20 protein-coding genes are annotated in these 19,459 nt (G+C 32.0%); 7 read left to right on the top strand and 13 right to left on the bottom strand.

Annotated features, from left to right (window positions below):
- Positions 1-65 precede the first annotated feature (65 nt).
- On the top strand, positions 66-1,589 hold the full coding sequence (locus ACVBED_RS00665; protein WP_447120673.1) for an FMN-binding glutamate synthase family protein: 1,524 nt from the start codon (positions 66-68) through the stop codon (positions 1,587-1,589).
- A 60-nt stretch (positions 1,590-1,649) separates the two neighbouring features.
- Here the strand turns inward: ACVBED_RS00665 and ACVBED_RS00660 are convergent, their stop codons facing one another.
- From ACVBED_RS00660 to dnaA, 4 genes are all read right to left on the bottom strand, one after another.
- Positions 1,650-2,027: a hypothetical protein gene (locus tag ACVBED_RS00660; RefSeq protein WP_447120672.1), complete on the bottom strand. Its 378-nt coding sequence runs from the start codon at positions 2,025-2,027 to the stop codon at positions 1,650-1,652.
- Positions 2,028-2,100: 73 nt separating this feature from the next.
- A complete protein-coding gene (locus tag ACVBED_RS00655) occupies positions 2,101-2,799 on the bottom strand; it encodes an SAM-dependent methyltransferase (RefSeq protein ID WP_447120671.1) in 699 nt (232 codons plus the stop codon).
- 29 nt (positions 2,800-2,828) lie between these two features.
- Entirely contained in the window at positions 2,829-3,260 is a 432-nt protein-coding gene (locus tag ACVBED_RS00650; protein ID WP_447120670.1) for a low molecular weight protein-tyrosine-phosphatase, read from the bottom strand.
- Positions 3,261-3,343: 83 nt separating this feature from the next.
- A complete protein-coding gene (dnaA, locus tag ACVBED_RS00645) occupies positions 3,344-4,798 on the bottom strand; it encodes a chromosomal replication initiator protein DnaA (protein WP_473094332.1) in 1,455 nt (484 codons plus the stop codon).
- Between the two features lie 136 nt (positions 4,799-4,934).
- On the opposite strand from dnaA, the gene ACVBED_RS00640 reads away from it, so the two are divergent.
- Positions 4,935-5,342, top strand: a complete 408-nt coding sequence (locus tag ACVBED_RS00640) for an acyl-CoA thioesterase (protein WP_447120668.1) — start codon at positions 4,935-4,937, stop codon at positions 5,340-5,342.
- Between the two features lie 70 nt (positions 5,343-5,412).
- On the opposite strand, the gene pepE is transcribed toward ACVBED_RS00640, so the two are convergent.
- A complete protein-coding gene (gene pepE, locus ACVBED_RS00635) occupies positions 5,413-6,105 on the bottom strand; it encodes a dipeptidase PepE (RefSeq protein ID WP_473094331.1) in 693 nt (230 codons plus the stop codon).
- Positions 6,106-6,403: 298 nt separating this feature from the next.
- Here pepE and fsa point away from each other — a divergent pair, with 298 nt between their 5' ends.
- Positions 6,404-7,057, top strand: coding sequence for a fructose-6-phosphate aldolase (gene fsa, locus ACVBED_RS00630; RefSeq protein WP_473094330.1), 654 nt, complete (start codon positions 6,404-6,406; stop codon positions 7,055-7,057).
- A gap of 178 nt (positions 7,058-7,235) precedes the next feature.
- On the top strand, positions 7,236-7,871 hold the full coding sequence (locus tag ACVBED_RS00625; protein WP_473094329.1) for an MFS transporter: 636 nt from the start codon (positions 7,236-7,238) through the stop codon (positions 7,869-7,871).
- 1 nt (position 7,872) lies between these two features.
- Here ACVBED_RS00625 and mazG read toward each other — a convergent pair whose 3' ends face one another.
- The 4 genes from mazG to ruvX form a co-directional block, all read right to left on the bottom strand.
- Positions 7,873-8,649: a nucleoside triphosphate pyrophosphohydrolase gene (gene mazG / locus ACVBED_RS00620; RefSeq protein ID WP_447120666.1), complete on the bottom strand. Its 777-nt coding sequence runs from the start codon at positions 8,647-8,649 to the stop codon at positions 7,873-7,875.
- A gap of 126 nt (positions 8,650-8,775) precedes the next feature.
- Positions 8,776-9,324, bottom strand: coding sequence for a DUF5606 family protein (locus ACVBED_RS00615; RefSeq protein WP_447120665.1), 549 nt, complete (start codon positions 9,322-9,324; stop codon positions 8,776-8,778).
- A gap of 46 nt (positions 9,325-9,370) precedes the next feature.
- Positions 9,371-9,943, bottom strand: coding sequence for a peptide deformylase (gene def / locus ACVBED_RS00610; RefSeq protein ID WP_447120664.1), 573 nt, complete (start codon positions 9,941-9,943; stop codon positions 9,371-9,373).
- A 2-nt stretch (positions 9,944-9,945) separates the two neighbouring features.
- Positions 9,946-10,356: a Holliday junction resolvase RuvX gene (gene ruvX / locus ACVBED_RS00605; RefSeq protein ID WP_447120663.1), complete on the bottom strand. Its 411-nt coding sequence runs from the start codon at positions 10,354-10,356 to the stop codon at positions 9,946-9,948.
- Between the two features lie 145 nt (positions 10,357-10,501).
- Here ruvX and ACVBED_RS00600 point away from each other — a divergent pair, with 145 nt between their 5' ends.
- Entirely contained in the window at positions 10,502-10,978 is a 477-nt protein-coding gene (locus ACVBED_RS00600) for a SixA phosphatase family protein (RefSeq protein ID WP_473094328.1), read from the top strand.
- 69 nt (positions 10,979-11,047) lie between these two features.
- On the opposite strand, the gene ACVBED_RS00595 is transcribed toward ACVBED_RS00600, so the two are convergent.
- Positions 11,048-12,589: a serine hydrolase gene (locus tag ACVBED_RS00595; protein WP_473094327.1), complete on the bottom strand. Its 1,542-nt coding sequence runs from the start codon at positions 12,587-12,589 to the stop codon at positions 11,048-11,050.
- A 143-nt stretch (positions 12,590-12,732) separates the two neighbouring features.
- Between ACVBED_RS00595 and pyrF the strand changes: the two genes are divergently transcribed.
- Positions 12,733-14,091 (top strand): orotidine-5'-phosphate decarboxylase, encoded by a 1,359-nt coding sequence (pyrF, locus tag ACVBED_RS00590; protein WP_473094326.1) that lies wholly within the window; start codon positions 12,733-12,735, stop codon positions 14,089-14,091.
- Positions 14,092-14,118: 27 nt separating this feature from the next.
- Here the strand turns inward: pyrF and ACVBED_RS00585 are convergent, their stop codons facing one another.
- Complete coding sequence (locus tag ACVBED_RS00585; protein WP_447120658.1) at positions 14,119-14,886, bottom strand: DUF4846 domain-containing protein; 768 nt, start codon at positions 14,884-14,886, stop codon at positions 14,119-14,121.
- A gap of 189 nt (positions 14,887-15,075) precedes the next feature.
- Between ACVBED_RS00585 and ACVBED_RS00580 the strand changes: the two genes are divergently transcribed.
- Positions 15,076-17,898: an aminopeptidase gene (locus tag ACVBED_RS00580; protein ID WP_447120657.1), complete on the top strand. Its 2,823-nt coding sequence runs from the start codon at positions 15,076-15,078 to the stop codon at positions 17,896-17,898.
- A 107-nt stretch (positions 17,899-18,005) separates the two neighbouring features.
- Here ACVBED_RS00580 and ACVBED_RS00575 read toward each other — a convergent pair whose 3' ends face one another.
- Positions 18,006-18,575 carry a hypothetical protein gene (locus ACVBED_RS00575; protein ID WP_447120656.1) on the bottom strand — a complete coding sequence of 190 codons (570 nt, stop codon included), beginning with the start codon at positions 18,573-18,575 and terminating at the stop codon, positions 18,006-18,008.
- An 85-nt stretch (positions 18,576-18,660) separates the two neighbouring features.
- Positions 18,661-19,416, bottom strand: coding sequence for a T9SS type A sorting domain-containing protein (locus ACVBED_RS00570; protein WP_447120655.1), 756 nt, complete (start codon positions 19,414-19,416; stop codon positions 18,661-18,663).
- Positions 19,417-19,459: the final 43 nt, after the last annotated feature.

Raw genomic sequence — 19,459 nt, 5'->3', positions numbered from 1 at the left:
TCTATTAAATTAATGCAAAAAGCGCTATATTTAAATAATGTGGTAGTTTTGTAAAAATTTAAAAAATGAGAAATAAATTTTTAATTTGGGGTGCCGTTTTAGTAGTATTTACTTTAACAATTTCACTTCTTATAAAAACCCATTATTGGATTCCTATTTTACTGGGATCTATTTATTTACTCGGTCTTTATAACTTGACTCAAAGTAAACACGCTATTCTTCGAAACTTCCCGGTCTTGGGTTATTTCAGGTATTTTTTTGAAGAAATTTCGCCTGAGATGCAACAGTATTTTATCGAGCGTGAAACAGATGGAAAACCTTTCCCAAGAAACCAAAGAGCTGCAGCTTACCGCCGTGCAAAAAATTTGAGTGACACGGTGCCTTTTGGAACACAATTGGAAATCAACCAAAGAAAATACGAAGGTTTAAAACACTCAATATATGCGAAAAGTCCTTCAGAAGAATTACCGCGCGTTATTGTAGGAAATGAGCAATGTTCACAACCTTATGATGCCTCGCTGTTTAATATTTCTGCCATGAGTTTTGGAGCTCTAAGTGATAGAGCGCACGTCGCTTTAAACCGCGGTGCAAAAAAAGGAAATTTTTATCACAACACTGGTGAAGGTGGTATTTCTCCCTATCATTTAGAAGGTGGCGGAGATCTATGCTGGCAAATTGGAACCGGTTATTTTGGATGTCGAAATGAAGATGGAACATTTTCGGGAGAAATATTTAAAAAATATGCCACTTTATCGAATGTCAAAATGATTGAAATAAAATTATCACAGGGTGCAAAACCTGGACATGGTGGTGTTTTACCTGGAGTAAAAAATACAGCAGAAATTGCAAAGATCCGTCACGTAAGACCGGGTATAACAATTCTTTCTCCTCCTGGACATTCTTCTTTTTCAGATGCTTGCGGTTTGCTGAGATTCGTTTCAGAACTTAGAAATTTAAGCGGTGGAAAACCTGTTGGTTTTAAGTTATGTATTGGTGATACCACTGAATTTGAAGATATTTGCGAGCAAATGAATGTTATGAAAATTTATCCAGATTTTATAACTATTGATGGCGCAGAAGGTGGAACGGGAGCTGCTCCACCAGAATTTTCAGACGGTGTAGGAATGCCATTAGAACCCGCATTAATTTTTGTCAATAATACATTGCAAGCATTCAATGTGCGTAAAAAAATGCGTGTGATCGCAAGCGGAAAAGTTTTGACTTCCTTAGATATTTTACGCGCTATTGCGATGGGTGCAGATATGTGTAATAATGCACGCGGTTTTATGTTTGCCTTGGGATGTATTCAAGCTTTAAGATGCAACACAAATACTTGTCCAACGGGAGTTGCAACGCAAGATAAAATGCTAATAAAAGGTTTAGACGTTAATGATAAAAGCGAACGTGTTTTTCATTTTCATAAAAATACATTGCATACTTGTAATGAATTAATTGCTGCAACAGGCAGACATTGTTACAGCGAAATAGATGCATCAATGTTTATGCGGGGTGACGAATTTGAACATCTTTCTGACACCTACTTTCCTAATATTTTAACTGGCACCAGACACAATCACGAAAAAAATTAACCGAAAAAATCCGTCTAGAAATAAATCAGTACGGATTTTTTTAAAGTTTTTAAGTATTTACTATGCGTTAAAGTGCTGTTTTACATGCTCTAGAAAATGTTCGTCGCTCATTTTCTGATCGGTTCCTAATTCTACTTTTAAATTTTTGAATTGTGCAGTTTCTGCCAAATGGTGTTTAAATTGTTCCTGAATATCACCAGTTCCAGTTAAATATAGTTCTTCAGTATTTATAATTAAATGTTCCAAATCCTTAAAAAATTTCGCTGTATTAGTTTGCTCTGCGTTATTTGCATTTTTTTCATTAGAATTTCCACCTTGTACAATTCTTTTTACAGGATCACAAAGGAAAAATTTAAAAGCGCTTTCAATATCGTGATTTTTCACTACGATCGCATTTTCTGTGTCCATCCAAATGCCTGCTAATTTTTTGTCTGTCATAATAATTTATTTGCAGACTAATATTCAAGAATGATGCAAAGGTTTTGTTAATTGGTGTTAAAGTTATTTTTAATTATTTTCCAATGAGAAAAACGGTTGGGATCTTATGAAGATTCGGTTTTTCTTTTGGCCAATTTTTTACCTGGATTGTTTTGATGTATTCATCAGTCGGATGATTAATATTTGCTGCAATACAAAGTTTTGTTTGCGGTGAAAGGATCTTACATAGATCTTCAAATAAAGACAAATTCCGATATGGTGTTTCCATAAATATTTGGGTACAACCAGTATTAAGTACCAATTTTTCAATAAAACTAATTTTCCCTTTCCTTTCTGATTTTTCAATAGGCAAATAACCGTTAAAGGTAAATTCCTGTCCATTAAAACCACTTGCAATCAAAGCTAAAACAAAAGAACTTGGCCCATTAACAGGAATAACCTGAATTTTATTTTCATGGCAAAATTTTACCACAATGTTTCCCGGATCGCCGATACAAGGCAAACCTGCATCTGAAAGCAAACCAAAATCTACACCTTCTCTCAATAACTTTTGCGCCTCCATAAAATCTGAACTTTTAGAATATTTATCAACAATAAATAATTTTAAATCTGATTGTTTTTTTTCTGGACAAAAATATTTGATGATTTTCCGCGCGGGTTTTTCATTCTCAACAAAGAAATAATCTGTTTTTAAAATATATTCAGAAATTATTTTTCCAAAATAATCTTTTGGCGTTTCAGGCGATAAATAAGCGGGAATTAGGAAAAGCATAATATTATTTTAAAATGTAAAATTATAAATTAATTTTTAAAAGTTTTCACAATTTCTTCACACGCCTTATCTAAAAGTTGAAATACGTTTTCAAAATCTTTCGCCGTTCCCCAGTAAGGGTCTGGAACTTCTGTTTCATTTAAGATTAAGGAAATTTTTTGAAGCTGATCTTTATCTGTAGTCAGAGATTTTACATCTTTTAAATTACTTCTATCCATGCAGAAAATTAAATCATAATCCTCTAAATCTGAACTTTGTAGATGTTTTGATTTCTGTTTAGAAATATCGATTCCATGTTTTTTTGCAACTTCAATAGATCGCAGATCCGGGGAATTTCCCTGGTGCATATCAATTGTTCCCGCAGATTCTACAACATGATCATCTGACAATTTTGATTTTAAAATTCCCTCTGCTAAAGGACTTCGGCAAATATTTCCTAAGCAAACCATTAATATTTTCATTTTTTCTTTAGATTAAAAAAACCTTTCAAATATTATATTTTGAAAGGTTTTGTATTTATAAATTAAAGTAGAATTTAAATCAATTATTTTTTAATTTTTTCGGTTAAATCTTTTAAATATTTTTTAATTTCTTTATCCATTTTTCCAACATCACGAATTGTGTCGCAAGCGTACATCACAGTTGAATGGTCTTTCCCGCCCATTTCTTCGCCAATTTTTGTAAAAGTTGCGTTGGTGTATTCCTTCGAAAAATACATTGCCAATTGTCTTGGTAAAGCGATTTCTCTTTTTCTGGTCTTGGATAAAAGCTGCTCTCTTTTGATGCCAAAGTATTCACAAACAACATCCTGAATATAGGGAATATTAATTACTTTTTTCTTGCTGCACGCAATTTTCGATATGGTATCTTTTAAAAGTTCTAAGCTTAATTCTGACTTATAAATTGTAGAATAGGCAATTACAGCATTAATAATTCCGATCAATTCACGAACATTTGTTTGCGCTTCAGCGGCTAAAAAATCTAGCATATCATCTGTCAAAACTATTCCGTCACGACTTAAACGGTCAACGATAATTTTTCGTCTTGTGTCAAAATCGGGAGATTTTATTTCCGCTGAAAGTCCCCATTTAAAACGGGAAACAATTCTTTCCTGAATATCCATAATGTCAACTGCCGCTTTATCGGAGGTCAAAATTATTTGTTTGCCATTTTGATGTAAAAAATCAAAAATATGGAAAAAACTATCCTGCGTCGCAGATTTACCGGATAAAAACTGAATATCGTCAATGATCAAAACATCTACCATTTGGTAAAAATTTGAAAATTCTGTTTGTTTACGGGCTTTCGCCGCAGAGATAAATTGCTGAATAAATTTTTCAGAAGATAAATAAAGTACCACTTTTTCTGGGAAGGAAGCTTTAACTTCTAAACCGATCGCATGACCTAAATGCGTTTTCCCAACCCCATAACCGCCGTGCAAAAACAAAGGGTTAAAGGCAGTAGAACCGGGTCTTTTGGCAATCGATTTTGCAACTGTTGCCGCAAATTTGTTACTTTCACCCTCCACGTAATTGTCAAAAGAAAAATCTGCTTTTAGGTTAGAATTAATTTCCACTTTTTTCATCCCTGGAATGGCAAATGGATTCACTAAATTACTAGAAACAGAAGGTGGTCTTGTTTGCTGAACCTTTGGCGAAACTGTAGTTTTACCTTTTAAATTCATTGTAATGGCTTGTTCTTTACCTTGCGGTTTATTTTCCATCACGGAATACCATAATTTTACACCTTTACCAATATTTTTTTTCAGCGCCGCAGAAAGTAGCGCTAAATAATTGTCTTCTATGTATTCTTTATAAAAATCACTGGGAACCAATAAGGTCAAATTAAAATTTTCCAAAGATAAAGGTTGGACCTTATCAAACAATAAATCGAAGGAGTTTTCTAATTTTTTTATGTCGGTATGGTCTTCCGCAGCATTGAGATTGTCCCGCATAAATTGCAGGCATTTTTCCCAAATTAAGTCTAAATTTTCATTCATGTTTGTGTACAGAAATACAAGTTTTTATAGTTAAGTTTAGTTTTACACAAATATCTAATTTTTTAATTATAAAAAAAAATATTTGCACTATTGGTTATTTAAAAATATATTTGTATGTCTTGTTTAACACTTTAATATGATACACACAATACACACGTTAAGAGTCCGTTACGCCGAAACCGACCCCATGAAATATGTCTATTATGGCAACTACGCCGCGTACCTTGAAGCTGCCCGAGTAGAACTTTTTCGCTCACTTGGAAAGTCTTACGAAGCGATAGAACAACTCGGTTTTTGGTTGCCCGTTTCTCACTATCAGATAAAATATTTAAAGCCAGCTTTTTATGATGAAATTTTAGAAATCCACACTTTTATAAAAAAAATTCCCGGTGTAAGAATTGAATTTGAATATGAAATTTATAACCCAAAAAAAGAAAAAATTACTGAAGCTAAAACCACTTTATATTTCTTGAATTCGCAAACACAAAAAATTTGCGCTTGTCCAGATTTTTTAATAGAATTAATAAAACCTTATTTTGATTAAAGCATCAATATTACAAATCTAGCTTTTTAAATTCGCTATATCGTTTTAAAATCGAATTTATAATTTTAAATTAAACTAAACTTCCACTTTCAATTTCATAAGGTTCTTTTCCGATTTCAAAAACCCTGGTTGTTCCTGGTCCTTCTACAGTTATTTTATCATTAATACTTCTAATCCAATTGCCTTCACGCAAGCCGACGACTTTTGTGTCGTTTTGCGTGAGAAATTCTTTAATTCTCGTTTCGCGAGTTTCACCGTTATGCTTCAGGTTAAGATTTACATCTAAATAATGAGCATTTAAATTAAATAAAACTAAACCCATACAATCAAAACTTTTCGGATAAACAATCGGCATATCATTCGTAGTTTTCATATCCAAAGTAGCAATTACGCTTCCTGCGCTTGTTCCCAAATAGGGTTTTCCACTTTCTACATTATATTTTAAAATATTCATTATTCCGTGATCATGCAAAGTTTTCACTAATAAGAACGTGTTTCCGCCACCTGTAAAATAGGCTTTTGCCCCATTTACTGCCTTTGTTTTATCATCAAATTCATGCAGACCTTTTACTTTGATATTTAATTTTCCAAAAAATTCCGCCACCCTTTCTGTATAATCTTCATGAGAAATTCCGCTAGGCCTGGCAAAAGGAATGAATAAGATTTCATCTATATTTTGAAATAATATTTTTATTTCTTCAGTTAAATACTCTAAATAATTGCCGCCGTAAATTGTAGAGGTTGAAGCGAGAAGAAGATTCATGTTTTTAGGTAATAGTTTACAACAAATTTAGTTTTTTGAAATTTATTTTAATATATATTATAAGAATATATTTAAAATTTTAAAATAAAAATTAGTTGAAAGAAAAAATAAAACCTCGAAATAGCCCAGATGGAAAGAAAATACTTTTATTGTGAGATTGCTTCGCTTGATCGCAATGACAAATCTTCGGCTCGCAATGAAAGATTGTAGAGAAAGCTGGACGACGTTTGAAACAGAAAAACAAGCTTGTTGCTCCTAAAAAATTGACTTATCTTTGCTAAATTCTAAAAATAAATAAATGAAATTTTTTATAGACACGGCGAATTTAGACCAAATAAGAGAAGCGCAAGATTTGGGAATTTTGGATGGCGTAACAACCAATCCATCTTTAATGGCAAAGGAAGGAATCAGCGGAAAAAACGCGATAAACGCCCATTATAAAACGATTTGCGAAATTGTGGATGGCGATATTTCTGCGGAAGTTCTTTCTACAACTTATACAGAAATGATTGCGGAAGGTGAAGAATTAGCAAAAATTCACAAAAATATTGTGGTGAAAATTCCGATGATAAAAGATGGCGTAAAAGCCTTAAAATATTTTTCTGATAAAGGAATTAAAACAAATTGTACTTTAATTTTCTCTGCTGGACAAGCACTTTTGGCAGCAAAAGCAGGCGCAAATTATGTGTCTCCGTTTTTGGGAAGACTAGATGATATTTCAGTTGACGGAATGAATTTAATTGAAGAAATACGCATTATTTTTGATAATTATGATTATGATTGTGAGATTCTCGCAGCCTCAATCCGTTCGCCGATGCATATTGTAAATTGTGCGAAAATTGGTGCAGATGTGATCACTTCTCCCCTTCCTTCAATTTTAAATTTGTTAAATCATCCGCTTACTGACAGAGGTTTAGCGCAGTTTGTTGCTGACGCAGAAAAGATGAAATAATAAAAAAACTTTTAGATGATAGACTAAAAGAAAATAGACTTTAAAGATCCTGAAAAATAATTTTCAGGATTTTTTTTATTTCTCGATTGATTAGAATTACTGTGATTAAATTTTGCGAAAAATTTCTCCTATTTTATTAGCTTTGAATTGCAATTAATTTCAAATTACTCTTTTGAAAATGACCACAAATTCATATAAGTTTAAAAAGTTATTACCACTTTTCATCATTCAGTTTTTCACTTGGCTCGGTCTTTTTGCAATGTGGATCTATAGTGTTCCTGTCGTGGCAAAATATATTTTTAAAGTGGGAAACAATGAACAGAATTTGGAAACTGCTACTTTTTGGGTCGGAATCTATTTCGCGCTTTACAGTATTTTAGGAACGTCAATCGCTTTTCTTTTGCATAAATATATTAAAAAATACGATGCTTATTTAATACATTCTATTGCATTAATGGTCGGAAGTTTTGGTCTAATTTCAATCTATTTTTTCGCATCGCCTTTCACTTTACTCCTTTCGTTTGGTTTAATCGGTGTAGGTTGGAGTAGCATTAGCACGATTCCTTATTTAATGGTAGACAAGATTTCTGAGGCAGAAGAAGATCCTGAAAAATATTATGCGATATTTAACTTTTCAACGGTAATTCCGCAAGTTGCTGCCGCATTTTTATTAGTATTGCTGACTAAAAAATATTTCTACGGTGAAACCAATAAAACCATTCTTTTAGGTGGCTTTTTTATGTTGATTGCGGCGGCAATTTGTTTTAGATTGTATTTAAAAAAGAAAAATGTAATAAAAATCGAAACTGATTAATTTATTTATTCCGCAATTCCTCTTTCGCTTTTTCCCAATAAACATCCATTTGTTCTAAACTTAAATCGCTAAGATTTTCATTTTTTTCAACAGACATTTTTTCCATTAATTGGAAGCGCTCCAAAAATTTATTATTGGTTCTTTCTAAAGCAGAATCGGCATTTAAGCCATTTATTCGGGCATAATTTATTAAAGAGAAAAACACATCGCCAAGTTCTTCTTCTTTTTTCCTTAGATCAGTTTCTGCATGAAATTCTTCCAATTCTTCATCTACTTTTTTCCACGCGTCTTCCGCATTATAAAATTCAAAGCCAATTCCTTTTACTTTTTCCTGAATTCTGTAGGCTTTTATTAAAGCCGGCAAACTTTTTGGAACGCCGCCTAAAACTGATTTATTTCCTTCTTTTAATTTTAATTTTTCCCAGTTTTGCTTTACCTCTTCTTCATCTTTCACCTCAACGTCGCCGTAAATATGAGGATGACGGAAAATTAATTTCTCACTCAAAGATTTAATGACGTCGCCAATATCAAAAGCATTTTTCTCTTCACCAATTTTTGCATAGAAAATTAAGTGTAACAAAACATCACCTAATTCATTTTTAATCTCTAATAAATCTTCTTTAATTAAAGCCTCAGATAATTCGTAAACTTCCTCTAAAGTTAATGTACGCAAGCTTTGAAGCGTTTGTTTTTGATCCCACGGACATTTTTTCCGAAGCTCATCCATAATATCTAAAAGGTCGGAAAACAATTGAAGTTTTTGTTCTTTGGAGGTCATTTCTTTTTTTGTTTAAGGTTTTGGGTTGCAGTTATCCGGTTACAGATTAAAAAAAAACGGCAAAGAGTAAAACTTTGCCGAATTAAATTACATATTGTTAATGACTTATTACTAATAATTCATTTTTTATCCCATTTTTCTGTGCGTACTTTTCGCAGTCGATTTTGCAGAAGAAGAAGATTTTACTTTTGGCGTAACTGTTTTTTCCTTTTTCTGAACTGCTTTTTTATCATCTTTTTTATCAGTCACAATAGTTTCTTCCTCAGATTCTTCTTCCGATTTTACGAAACTTTCCGGAGAAATATACCCGGCTTTTTCTAATAAATTATACCATTGCGTTAGTTTCTTAATATCCGAAACATAAACGCGCTCTTTGTCATAATTTGGTAAAACGCCGTCCATGAAAGTTCTTAATTCGGCGTCCGTAGATTTATGAGAAATCGTTGGTTTATAATCTTCTTTCTTAGCTACATTTTCCAAAACTTCAAACAAAGGAACTTCTTTATCAAAAGTAAACATCGCAATATTGTCTAATAAACTAACCTGCGAAGAATTAGAAATGCTGGCTTTTTTGTGAGTCGTAATATCTTCAACTATGAAACCGTTTTTTAACTGAGAAACCAATTTAAAAAGTCCCGGTTTTCCAGAAATTGAGATTATTTTTTCTAATTGCATATCTTTTTTTTATTAAATTTTATCTAAATATTTTTATTGAAATTTCTTACTTTGGAAATCTCATTTTATAGTTCACATTGACTTCGCCTTGAGAGATTTTCACTAATTTACCTTTAATCATTTTTTTCTTTAAAGAACTTAAATGATCGGTAAATAAAACCCCTTCAATATGATCATATTCGTGCTGAATCACCCGCGCACGCATATCTGAAAAAGTTTCGGTGTGTTTCTTGAAATTTTCATCAAAATATTCAATTGTGATCGTTTCATTTCTCGCAACATCTTCCCGAATATCGGGGATTGAGAGACAACCTTCATTAAATTTCCACAACTCACCAGTTTCCTCAAGCATCGTAGGATTTATTAAAACTTTTCTAAAACTTTTTAATTCTTCTGCAATGTCAGCATAATCTTCATCTTCAGCTAAAGGCGATAAGTCTACCACGAATAATCGAATATCTAAACCTACTTGTGGTGCCGCTAAACCAATTCCATTTGCATCGTCCATCGTTTCAAACATATTTGCGATAAATGTTTTTAACTCTGGATAATCTTTAGAAATTTCCTTTCCTTTCTTTCTTAAAACCGGGTCTCCAAATGCCCGTATTGGTAATATCATTTCTATTTCTGTTCTAAAAAGTTTTGCAAAATTATAGTTGCACTTACTTTATCAATTAATCCTTTTTCTTGTCTTTTCTTTTTACTTTTTCCACTTTGGCTAATGAAAAAACTCGCCATTTTTGAGGTAAATCTTTCATCTAAACGGAAAACTTTTATCGCGGGGAAATCAATTTTAAATTTTTCTATAAATTTTAAAATTTCGCTTTCAATTGCAGAAAGATTTCCCTTTAAGTCTAATGGCTGTCCAATTACGATTTCATCTACTGAATTATTTTTTAAATAATTACTTAAAAAATCAAACAATACAACGGTTTGAACAGTTGGTAATCCACTGGCAATAATTTTTAAATCATCGGTTTCAGCCAAACCACATCTCACCTTTCCGTAATCTATTGCAAGCGCTTTTCCCATTCAGTTGCAAATTTACTAAAATTTAGTAAAACCATGAATTATAATAGTTTTCTTTATTTAAATACCTCAAGAATTTTTTATAAATTTAATTATTGTAATTTTTTTAATGCTGCTTTTAAAAAGTGGACTAGTAACCGTTAAACCTATGAAAACATTGATACTCATTCGCCATGCAAAGAGTGACTGGCCAGAAAACACAGAAGATTTTGACCGACCTTTAGCAGAAACCGGAATAAAAGACGCTCATAAAATGGCTGAATTTTTAGTAAAACAAGCTATTAAAATTGATTATTTTGTAACAAGTTCTGCAAAAAGAACGGTGGATACTTGTAAGATTTTTACAGAATATTACCACTCCTCTTTCGAAACGGCGGACAAATTATACCATCCATCAGAGAAAAATTATTTATCTGTGATTTTCTCATTAAATGACAAAAATGATTCTGTCGCTACTTTTTCTCACAATAATGGTATTTCTAATTTTGCTAATTCCTTATCAGAAAGTCTCATTCACTTTCCTACTTGTGGCATTGCTGTTTTTAATATTGATTGCCAACAATGGTCAGAATTTGAAAATGCTACCAAAAATTTAGTAGCATTTTATAAACCGAATGCGATTTAGAGTCATTAAAAATATTAAGTAATAAATAATTTTAAAATCAAATCCTTTTGACTTTATCGTAAAAATCTTCTATTTCACTTTTTGCAAATCCAAATCACCAAAATCAAAACTGAAATCTGTGACATCAGAAATTGGTTTCATTTTAGCAGAAGTCGCGTTGCCGTTTTTATCAAAATTAAGAATAATAAATTCGTCGGCGTCATAACTTGCATTATCTAATTTCACAATGAAAGTATTTTCAGAATAAGGTAATAGCGTTCCATTTAAGCGCGGTGAATTTTTAGGATAAAAACGGTACATTTTTCCTTCTTTTTTTATTGCAACGTCACCAAACCATTGGTCATGGTAAGTTCCTAGGAATTGTGTATCCTTTGGCTCCAAATTAGTTTTCGCAAAAGCATCAGATTTAGCAAAAACTTCTGCCTTTCCTTTCACAATTTTTGCACCATAACTTTGCATTCTGTCGCCATAAGTTTTTAGCCAATTTCTATCTTCCAAACCTAAATAGGAATCTTTTACGGTATTTGTAATCGTGTTAAAAGCCGCACCACTTTGTTGATTTGTCAAAACCACAATTCCTAATTTCATATCGGGAATTAAAGTAAATTGCGTCACCGTTCCAATCAATCCTCCCGTATGTTGCACTTGAAAATGACCTTTCACATCGCTCAAAAACCAACCCATTCCGTAACCATAAAAATGCGTGTCATAGGGATTTGTTAAAGCCACAGAAATTGGACGCTGAATTTCCCAAATTTGCTGAATCTGTTTATCGGAAACTAATTTTTTACCCTCTTTTGTCGTCCAACCATTCATTAAGAAATCTGCCCAAGTCGTCATATCTTTAATATTACTCATGATTCCACCTGCTGCGTTTGCAGTTTCATTCCAGTCGTGTGGCACCTGAACTGCTTTTCCATTAATTGGTGCGTGCGCATCTATTTTATTTGTAATATTTTTTGCACGGTTATAACTTCCAAAACTTGAAGTCATTCCAACTGGTTTCAAAATTCTTTGTTCAATAAAGTCTGCCCATTCTAATCCAGAAACTCTGTGAATTACCTCTCCTGCAACAATAAACATCACATTATTGTATTCCATACCGTCGCGAAATGAATAAGTTGGTTTTAAATATTTAATATTTTTTACAATATCATTTACGGAAAGCGATCCGCCTTCCGGGAAAAACATTAGATCACCTGCGCCCAAACCAAGACCAGCGCGATGCGTTACCAGATCTTTTATCGTGACTTCCTGACTTGGATAAGCGTCGTACATTTTAAATTCAGGAATATATTTAGAAACTTTATCGTCCCAATTTAATTTTCCTTCATCTGCGAGCATCGCCAAAGCAGTCACGGTGAAACCTTTAGAATTAGAAGCAATTCCGACCAAAGTATTTTCATTCATTGGTTTTTTTGTGGTTAATGACGAAACACCAAATCCTTTTGCATAAATGAGTTTACCATCTTTTATAATCCCCACCGACATGCCAGGAACATCAAATGTTTTTAAAGTATTTTGAATTAAATTATCTAGTTTCTTTTCATCAACTTGACCGAAAGACAAGATAGAAATCAGTAAAAAAAGTATTGGGTAAAATCGTTTCATAGTAATATATTTTTTAAAAACCTTTCAAAGATAATACTTTCAAGAATAAAGTAAAAAAATGAAGACTAAATATTTTAGCTACTTTTTTATTTATTTAAACAAATTAAAATTTATAATCTTAAATTTGCGTAAAAGTAAAAATTATGAGTGAAAAGGAGAGTTTTTTATTAGAATGTTATCAATTAGGCATCATTAAATTTGGAAAATTTACTTTAAAAAGTGGGATCGAAAGTCCTTTCTATGTAGATTTAAGACCATTGGCGTCAGATCCAAAAATTTTAAAAAAACTATCAAATTATTTATTAAACTTTGTTGGTTTTAAAGATTTTGACATCATTTGCGGCGTTCCTTACGCGGCTTTGCCGATGGCAACGGCGATGTCTTTAGAAAGTGAATTGCCTTTAATTATCAAAAGAAAAGAAGCAAAAACTTACGGCACAAAAAAATTAATTGAAGGTATTTTTAGTAAAGGTCAAAACTGTCTTTTAGTTGAAGATGTCATTACAAGTGGAAAATCTTTATTAGAAACCATTCCGGAAATTGAAAATGAAGGAATTTCCGTGTCAGATATTGTCGTTGTTTTAGACAGAGAACAAGGCGGTAAAGAAATGTTGGAAGAAAAAGGTTTTAAAGTTCATTCACTTTTTAATATTACAGAAGTTTGTGAAGTTTTACGGAAAAATAATTTAATTTCTGAAGAAGAGATTACGAGAATTACTGATTTCCTTTCCGGAAATGTAGTGAAATTTGAAGAAGAAAAACGTCTGACTTATGAGCAAAAATTCCAAAATGCAACCCATGAAGCGGCGAAAAAAATTCTTAAAATAAGCATTGATAAAAAATCAAATTTAATAGTTTCAGCCGATGTTTTAACGACTAAAGAGCTTTTAGATTTAGCCGAAAAAGTCGGTCCAAATATCGTTGCGCTTAAAACGCATATTGATATTTTGACAGATTTTGACTTTGATTCTACCATTATTCCATTAAAAGAATTAGCAGCAAAGCATAATTTCCTTTTAATGGAAGATCGAAAGTTTGCCGACATCGGGAACACGCAGGAATTGCAATTCTCCAATGGGATTTATAAAATTTCATCATGGGCAGATTTGGTGACCTCACATGTTATTGGTGGTTTTGCCTCACTTGATCATTTCTTAAATGTGGGTGTTGTCGCTATTTTAGGAATGTCTTCTAAAGGCGCTTTAACGGATGTTAATTACCGCGAAGAAGCTTTAAAAATTGCAATTTCTCACCCAAATGTAATGGGCGGCGTATCGCAAAATACGATTCCTGAAGAACTTTTACTATTTACACCAGGTGTAAACATAGGATCAAAAGGCGATAATAAAGGACAACAGTATAACACGCCAGAACATGTTTTTGAAAATTTAAAAACGGATTTTATAATTGTGGGACGTGGTATTTATAGATCAGATGACAGTGAAAAAGCGGCTTTAGATTATAAAATTGTAGGTTGGAATGCGTACACAAATTCTTTATAAGAAAATTTCATCCAAATTTGCTTTCACCTAGTGCAAGTTCTTATTGCGGAACCTTTTAATTGAAGTCGGCTTAAAAATATATTTTGCAGTTATTGTTTGGACAGAATTTACATCTAATTCGTACCAAGGTGATATTTTTTTATTTAATGGATTTATTAAAATATGAATGTCTTGTGCGGGCATAAAACTTTCTGCCAATAAATATAATTTTTTACCAGAAGAACTTTTTGAAACACCCACAATTATCACAGAATGTCCAGGGCTTCCGGGTTTTATAAGAAAATCACCAACTCCTATATCTTCATTTTTAATGACTGATTTACTTTCGTTATTAAGTGAAATTGTTCCAGCATAATTAAAAACCAAATTTAGATAATTTCTAAAATTTTGATAAGAATTATCAAATTTTGCCTTTTTTAAAAATTTCACACGGTTTTTTATTTCCTCAGTTCTAACACCCTTTTCATAATCCTTCCAGGATAAAAATTGACCGCTTGTAAACTCAAAACCTATTTCGCTGAATCTTTTTTGGGCAAATAAATATTCTGCATACAAGCGGATCCATGCATCAGCACATTGTTGCAAATCTTTTTCTCCTACATCAATATTTAAAATTGCAGCGTGATTATATTGTTTTTGAATAGGTATCCCACGAAAATCCCTAACTGGGAAATTTTTTGGATAAAGCGGAAAATTAATTAAATAACTGCCAAACGAATTTGGCATTTGTGAAACCCAAGTGTAATTAACTGGAGGTTGAAATCTTTTTATAATAGTTTCTTTTGTAGAATCCACATTCAACAATCGCGTGGTTTCTTGTATTTGAGCATTTAGGTTAAAGCAAACGTTCAGAAAAAAAATAAAAATAAATTTTAAAAATCTGATTTTCAAGGTAAAAACGTATTTGATATTAAAGGTAGAAAATTTTTTGGAAACGATGATTTTTTGCTTTATTACAATTATATTTGAAAATCATTAAATGCAATGCGAAACCTCATTTTTTTTCTTTTTTTCTTTCTCGGTTACACGTCAATTTTTTCACAGCAAGATACTATTTCTGTAAAAGCAGTTTTGAGTTCAGATTTAAGGGTTTTGAAGGTAAAACAAACCATCATTTATAATAATAATCTAGGCGAAAGTATTTCAAAAATAAAGCTATTAAACTGGATAGCAGCTTATGAAAATCCAAAAAGCCCCTTATCTTTCAGAAAAATAGAAGACCGAAAAAGCGATTTACATTTTGCTAAAAAGGATGATTTGGGACGTTTAGTAAACCTCTCTATTTTGATAGATAGTGAAACCCTGAACATTAAAAATTTAAATGAGGAAAATTTTTACTTAAAATTAAAAAAACCACTGGAAGCCGGGAAATCTCTTAAAATAGAGTTAAAATATACACTTGATCTTCCCTTAAAAACTTTTACGGAATATGGTTTTTCTAAAGATGAAATTTCTCTAAAATATTTTTTCATCGTTCCTGATACATTTGAAGACAAAAATCAATACTCAAGATATTTTCAAGATATTGAAGAAACGCAAAACGCAGGAACTTTTTGGAATATAACATTAGATCATCCGACCGATTTCAAAGCCCTCACCAATTTGCAAAGTGTGGACGAAAATCATTTCAAAGGCAAATTGACAGTTGATCCGCAAATTTTGCTGTCTCATCAAATGCGAGCAAACATCTTTGTATTTAAAATCGAAAATCAAGAAATATCGATAAGTTTTGGTTATCCAATTTCAAGTGAAGATCGGGAAAATCTTGAGTTTTATCTGCCGCTGCAACTTCAATTTATCAAAAATAGAATTGGGATTTTACCCAGCAAAATTTTTATTGACGAAAAATTTAAAGAAAAAGAAAATTTTTTTGGCAATGATGACATTAAATTTTGGAAATTTAAATACCAGCTATTTACAGATCCTCAAAAAATAGATTTAGATTATTTCAGTTTAATTTCTAAGAATATTTTGAATCAAAGCTTTATCACTGAAAAAGGCAAAGACCATTGGTTTAAAAATGGACTGAAAACGTATCTTGAGATAGAATATTTAAATAAATATTACAAAGAGACTAAACTTTTGGGGCAATTACCAGATGAAGTGAAGGTTTTTGGACTTAAACCTTTAAAATATTTTTATGCGTCAGATTTAAAATTAACTGAGCGCTACGGTTTGGCTTATCATTATATTTTAACTAAAAATCTAGATCAAAAAATCACAACTCCTTACACTGATCTCAGTAATTTTAATGAAATGGCCATCAGTAATTTCGAGATGGGAAGTCTGTTTAATTTTGTAGCTCAAAAGATGGGTGATGGAAAATTTACGACACTTTTACAGAATTATTTTATCAAAAATATTAACCAAAGAATTAATACTAAAGACTTTCTGGATCAGCTTGCGGTGAAATCACAATACAGTTCTTCTTTCCTGGAAACTTTTATTCAACATAAAAACAGAGATAATTTCAATCTTAAAAGTTACCAAAAAGTCGGGAACAATTTTCAAATCAGAATTAAGAAAAATACAGATTTAGCATTACCATTTAAATTAGAAACTGAAACAAAATCCGGGGAAAAGCACACTTATTATTACGATACTCCCTCAGAGAAAAGTGATATTAAATACATTGTTCCGCAACAAAACGCAGATAAAGTAACTATTAATGACGGTTATATTTTCCCTGAAAAGAGCTATCGGGATAATTACATTTATACAAGAGGTTTATTCTCTAACATGAAGAAAATAAAATTAAAATTTTTTCAGGATATTCCAAATCCAGAGTATAATGAGATTTACCTTAATCCTAAATTATCATTTAATGCGTACGATAAAATCCTTTTGGGTTTAAATTTTAGGAATAAATCTCTTTTTGATCAGCCATTTATCTATTCTATTTCACCGTTTTACAGCTCCGGAACAAACAGTATCGCAGGAACAGGAGGAGTTTCCTATAGTTTTCTGCCACCTGAAAGTTTTTATCAAAATTTGACAATTGGTTTTTCTGGTTCCTATTTTCATTATGATTATAATTTAGCGTATCAGAAATATTCTGCATTTGCAAATATCAGTTTCACAAAGGACCCAAGAAGTACCATTAGTAGGAACTTAGGCGTGTCTTATTCCTATTTTGACAAAGATCTAGACCCACGAAGAACAAGTTCTTTAGATTATAATCAATATGATTTATTTAGCCTTGGTTACAGCTATGGAGACAGTAAATTAATTCATGAAAAATCCATTAGTGCGAATATTCAAGGGATGAAAGATTTTCAAAAAATTTCTGCTGAAGCTTTTTACAGATGGGAATTTGCACAAAACAAAAAAATTAGTTTCAGATTTTTTGCCGGATATTTTCTTAGCAATAAAACCAGAAATGATCTTTTTGATTATGGTATTGCCAAAATTTCTAACTACTCTTTCTCTTACGGTTTATTGGGACAAAGTGCAACAACAGGTTTGCTTTCACAACAATATATTTTGGCTGATGGAGGTTTTAAATCTATCGTAGGTAATTCCGTAAACAAATGGATTACCAGCGCAAATATAGATTCTCATGTCTGGAAAATGTTTAATGTTTATGTGGATGCAGGCGTTTATAAGAATAAGCTTCAAGCTCCTGCATTTATTTGGGATAGCGGGGTCAAATTAAAAATTATTCCCGATTTTTTGGAAATTTATTTTCCTTTGCAGTCTTCACTTGGTTTCGAGCCTTCATTTAATGATTATGGTAGAAGAATCCGTTTTACTTTAATCTTGAATTTTGCGGCGGTCACTAACTATTTTAGACGAGGTTGGTATTAAATAAATAAAGTTTGATTCCGGATTTAGTTAATTGATGAAATAACATAAAAAAAAGTCTGAAAATTTCTTTTCAGACTATTAAATTCATCTTAATCTAAAAGTAAATTCTAGTTTCCTGCAACCACTTTTATATCATCGATTTCTAAATTATAAGCTGCACCTTTTCCCACTTTTATTGCGAAAAAATTTGCTGAAGTACCTCTATTAATATCTGCAAGTCCTGCACAGGATAAAGTTATTTTCAGATAATTACCGCCCGTATCAATAATTCCTGTATAATTATTTGTTTCACTGTCCGCGAGGATGACAGCTTTTTTCAGATCACCCACATTAAACTTATAAAAAGTACCATCCGTTTTATAAAGGTTTATTGAAAGTGATTTTTCAGCCTTACCCTTCACCATAAGCGTTATTTCTTTAATTTTGGCAGGAAGCGTTTCTGTTGCAGTAGCGGTAAAAACGTAGTCATTTCCTGCAGGCGTTCCTGAAATTTTGAGTGCAGAAGTACCAGCCATTCCCTTACCAGAATCCTGTGTTGCGTAGTCCTTCAGCCCGTAATGATTTAAACTTTTTGTAAAATCTGCAAAGTTTTCAAAATCTGAACCTTTAAAAGCATTAGTTTGCGCAGCGGCTAATGTTAGCATGCTCAAAGCAAAAATCGTGAAGATTTTTTTCATTATATTTTTTATTTTTATGGGAGACTAAATTACAAATTAAACTGTTTCCAAAAAGAAACAGTTTAATTAAAAAAAGAATATTTTTTTAGTTTTTCATAAATTTTTGAACTGACTGCTCTCCGTTTACTAGACCTTTTACCAAATAAATTCCTTTTGGTAAAGCAGAAATATCAAGGGTTGAGTTATTATCTACAGAAGCAGATTTTATAACTTGGCCATTCATATTTACTATCTGAATATCAGATTTTGCAGCGAACATTAAAGTGTTATTAACATTTGTACTTTTAACTAGAGCATGTTTTGAAATAGTTAAATCTGAAACTGCTAAAGCAGCATCAGTAGTTGTAATATCATCAAATTGAGCAATTACACCGGCATAAACTCTAAAGGCAACGTCGAGGTTGGTAACTCCAGTTCCAGCCGGCATTGTTGCGGTAAATTGCGTCCAAGCTGCTGCTGCAGGTAAATAACCATTGCTTGTTCTAAATTGATCCGTTGAAGCATCAGTAGTTGTGTAAACTGGTGCACCTGCTACAGTTTTGTAAATACTCCAAAGTCTTGCATTTCCTGAAGATTTATACCAGAAAGTAACTTTATACGTTTTACCATCTGTTACCGGCACGTTTTGAAAAAATCCGGTTGTAGCCGCAGGATTTGTATAGCCTATACTTGCAGTTCCAGTGTGTCCGTCTGTAAAGACAGTTGGTGTAGTGTAAGTAGCTACTGTACCTGACGCCCATGGCGCCAAACCACTTTCGAAACCACCGTTAGTAAGTAGATTTTGTGCATTCATCATGAAAGATGCTGAAGCAATTCCTAAAATTGTAAAAATTTTTTTCATTTTAAATAATTTTTTGTTTATTAATTGTAATCTAAATTAAAAA

Source organism: Halpernia sp. GG3, assembly GCF_052976925.2.
Note: the sequence above shows the minus strand (reverse complement) of the source record. Positions and strands in the feature narration are given on the sequence as shown.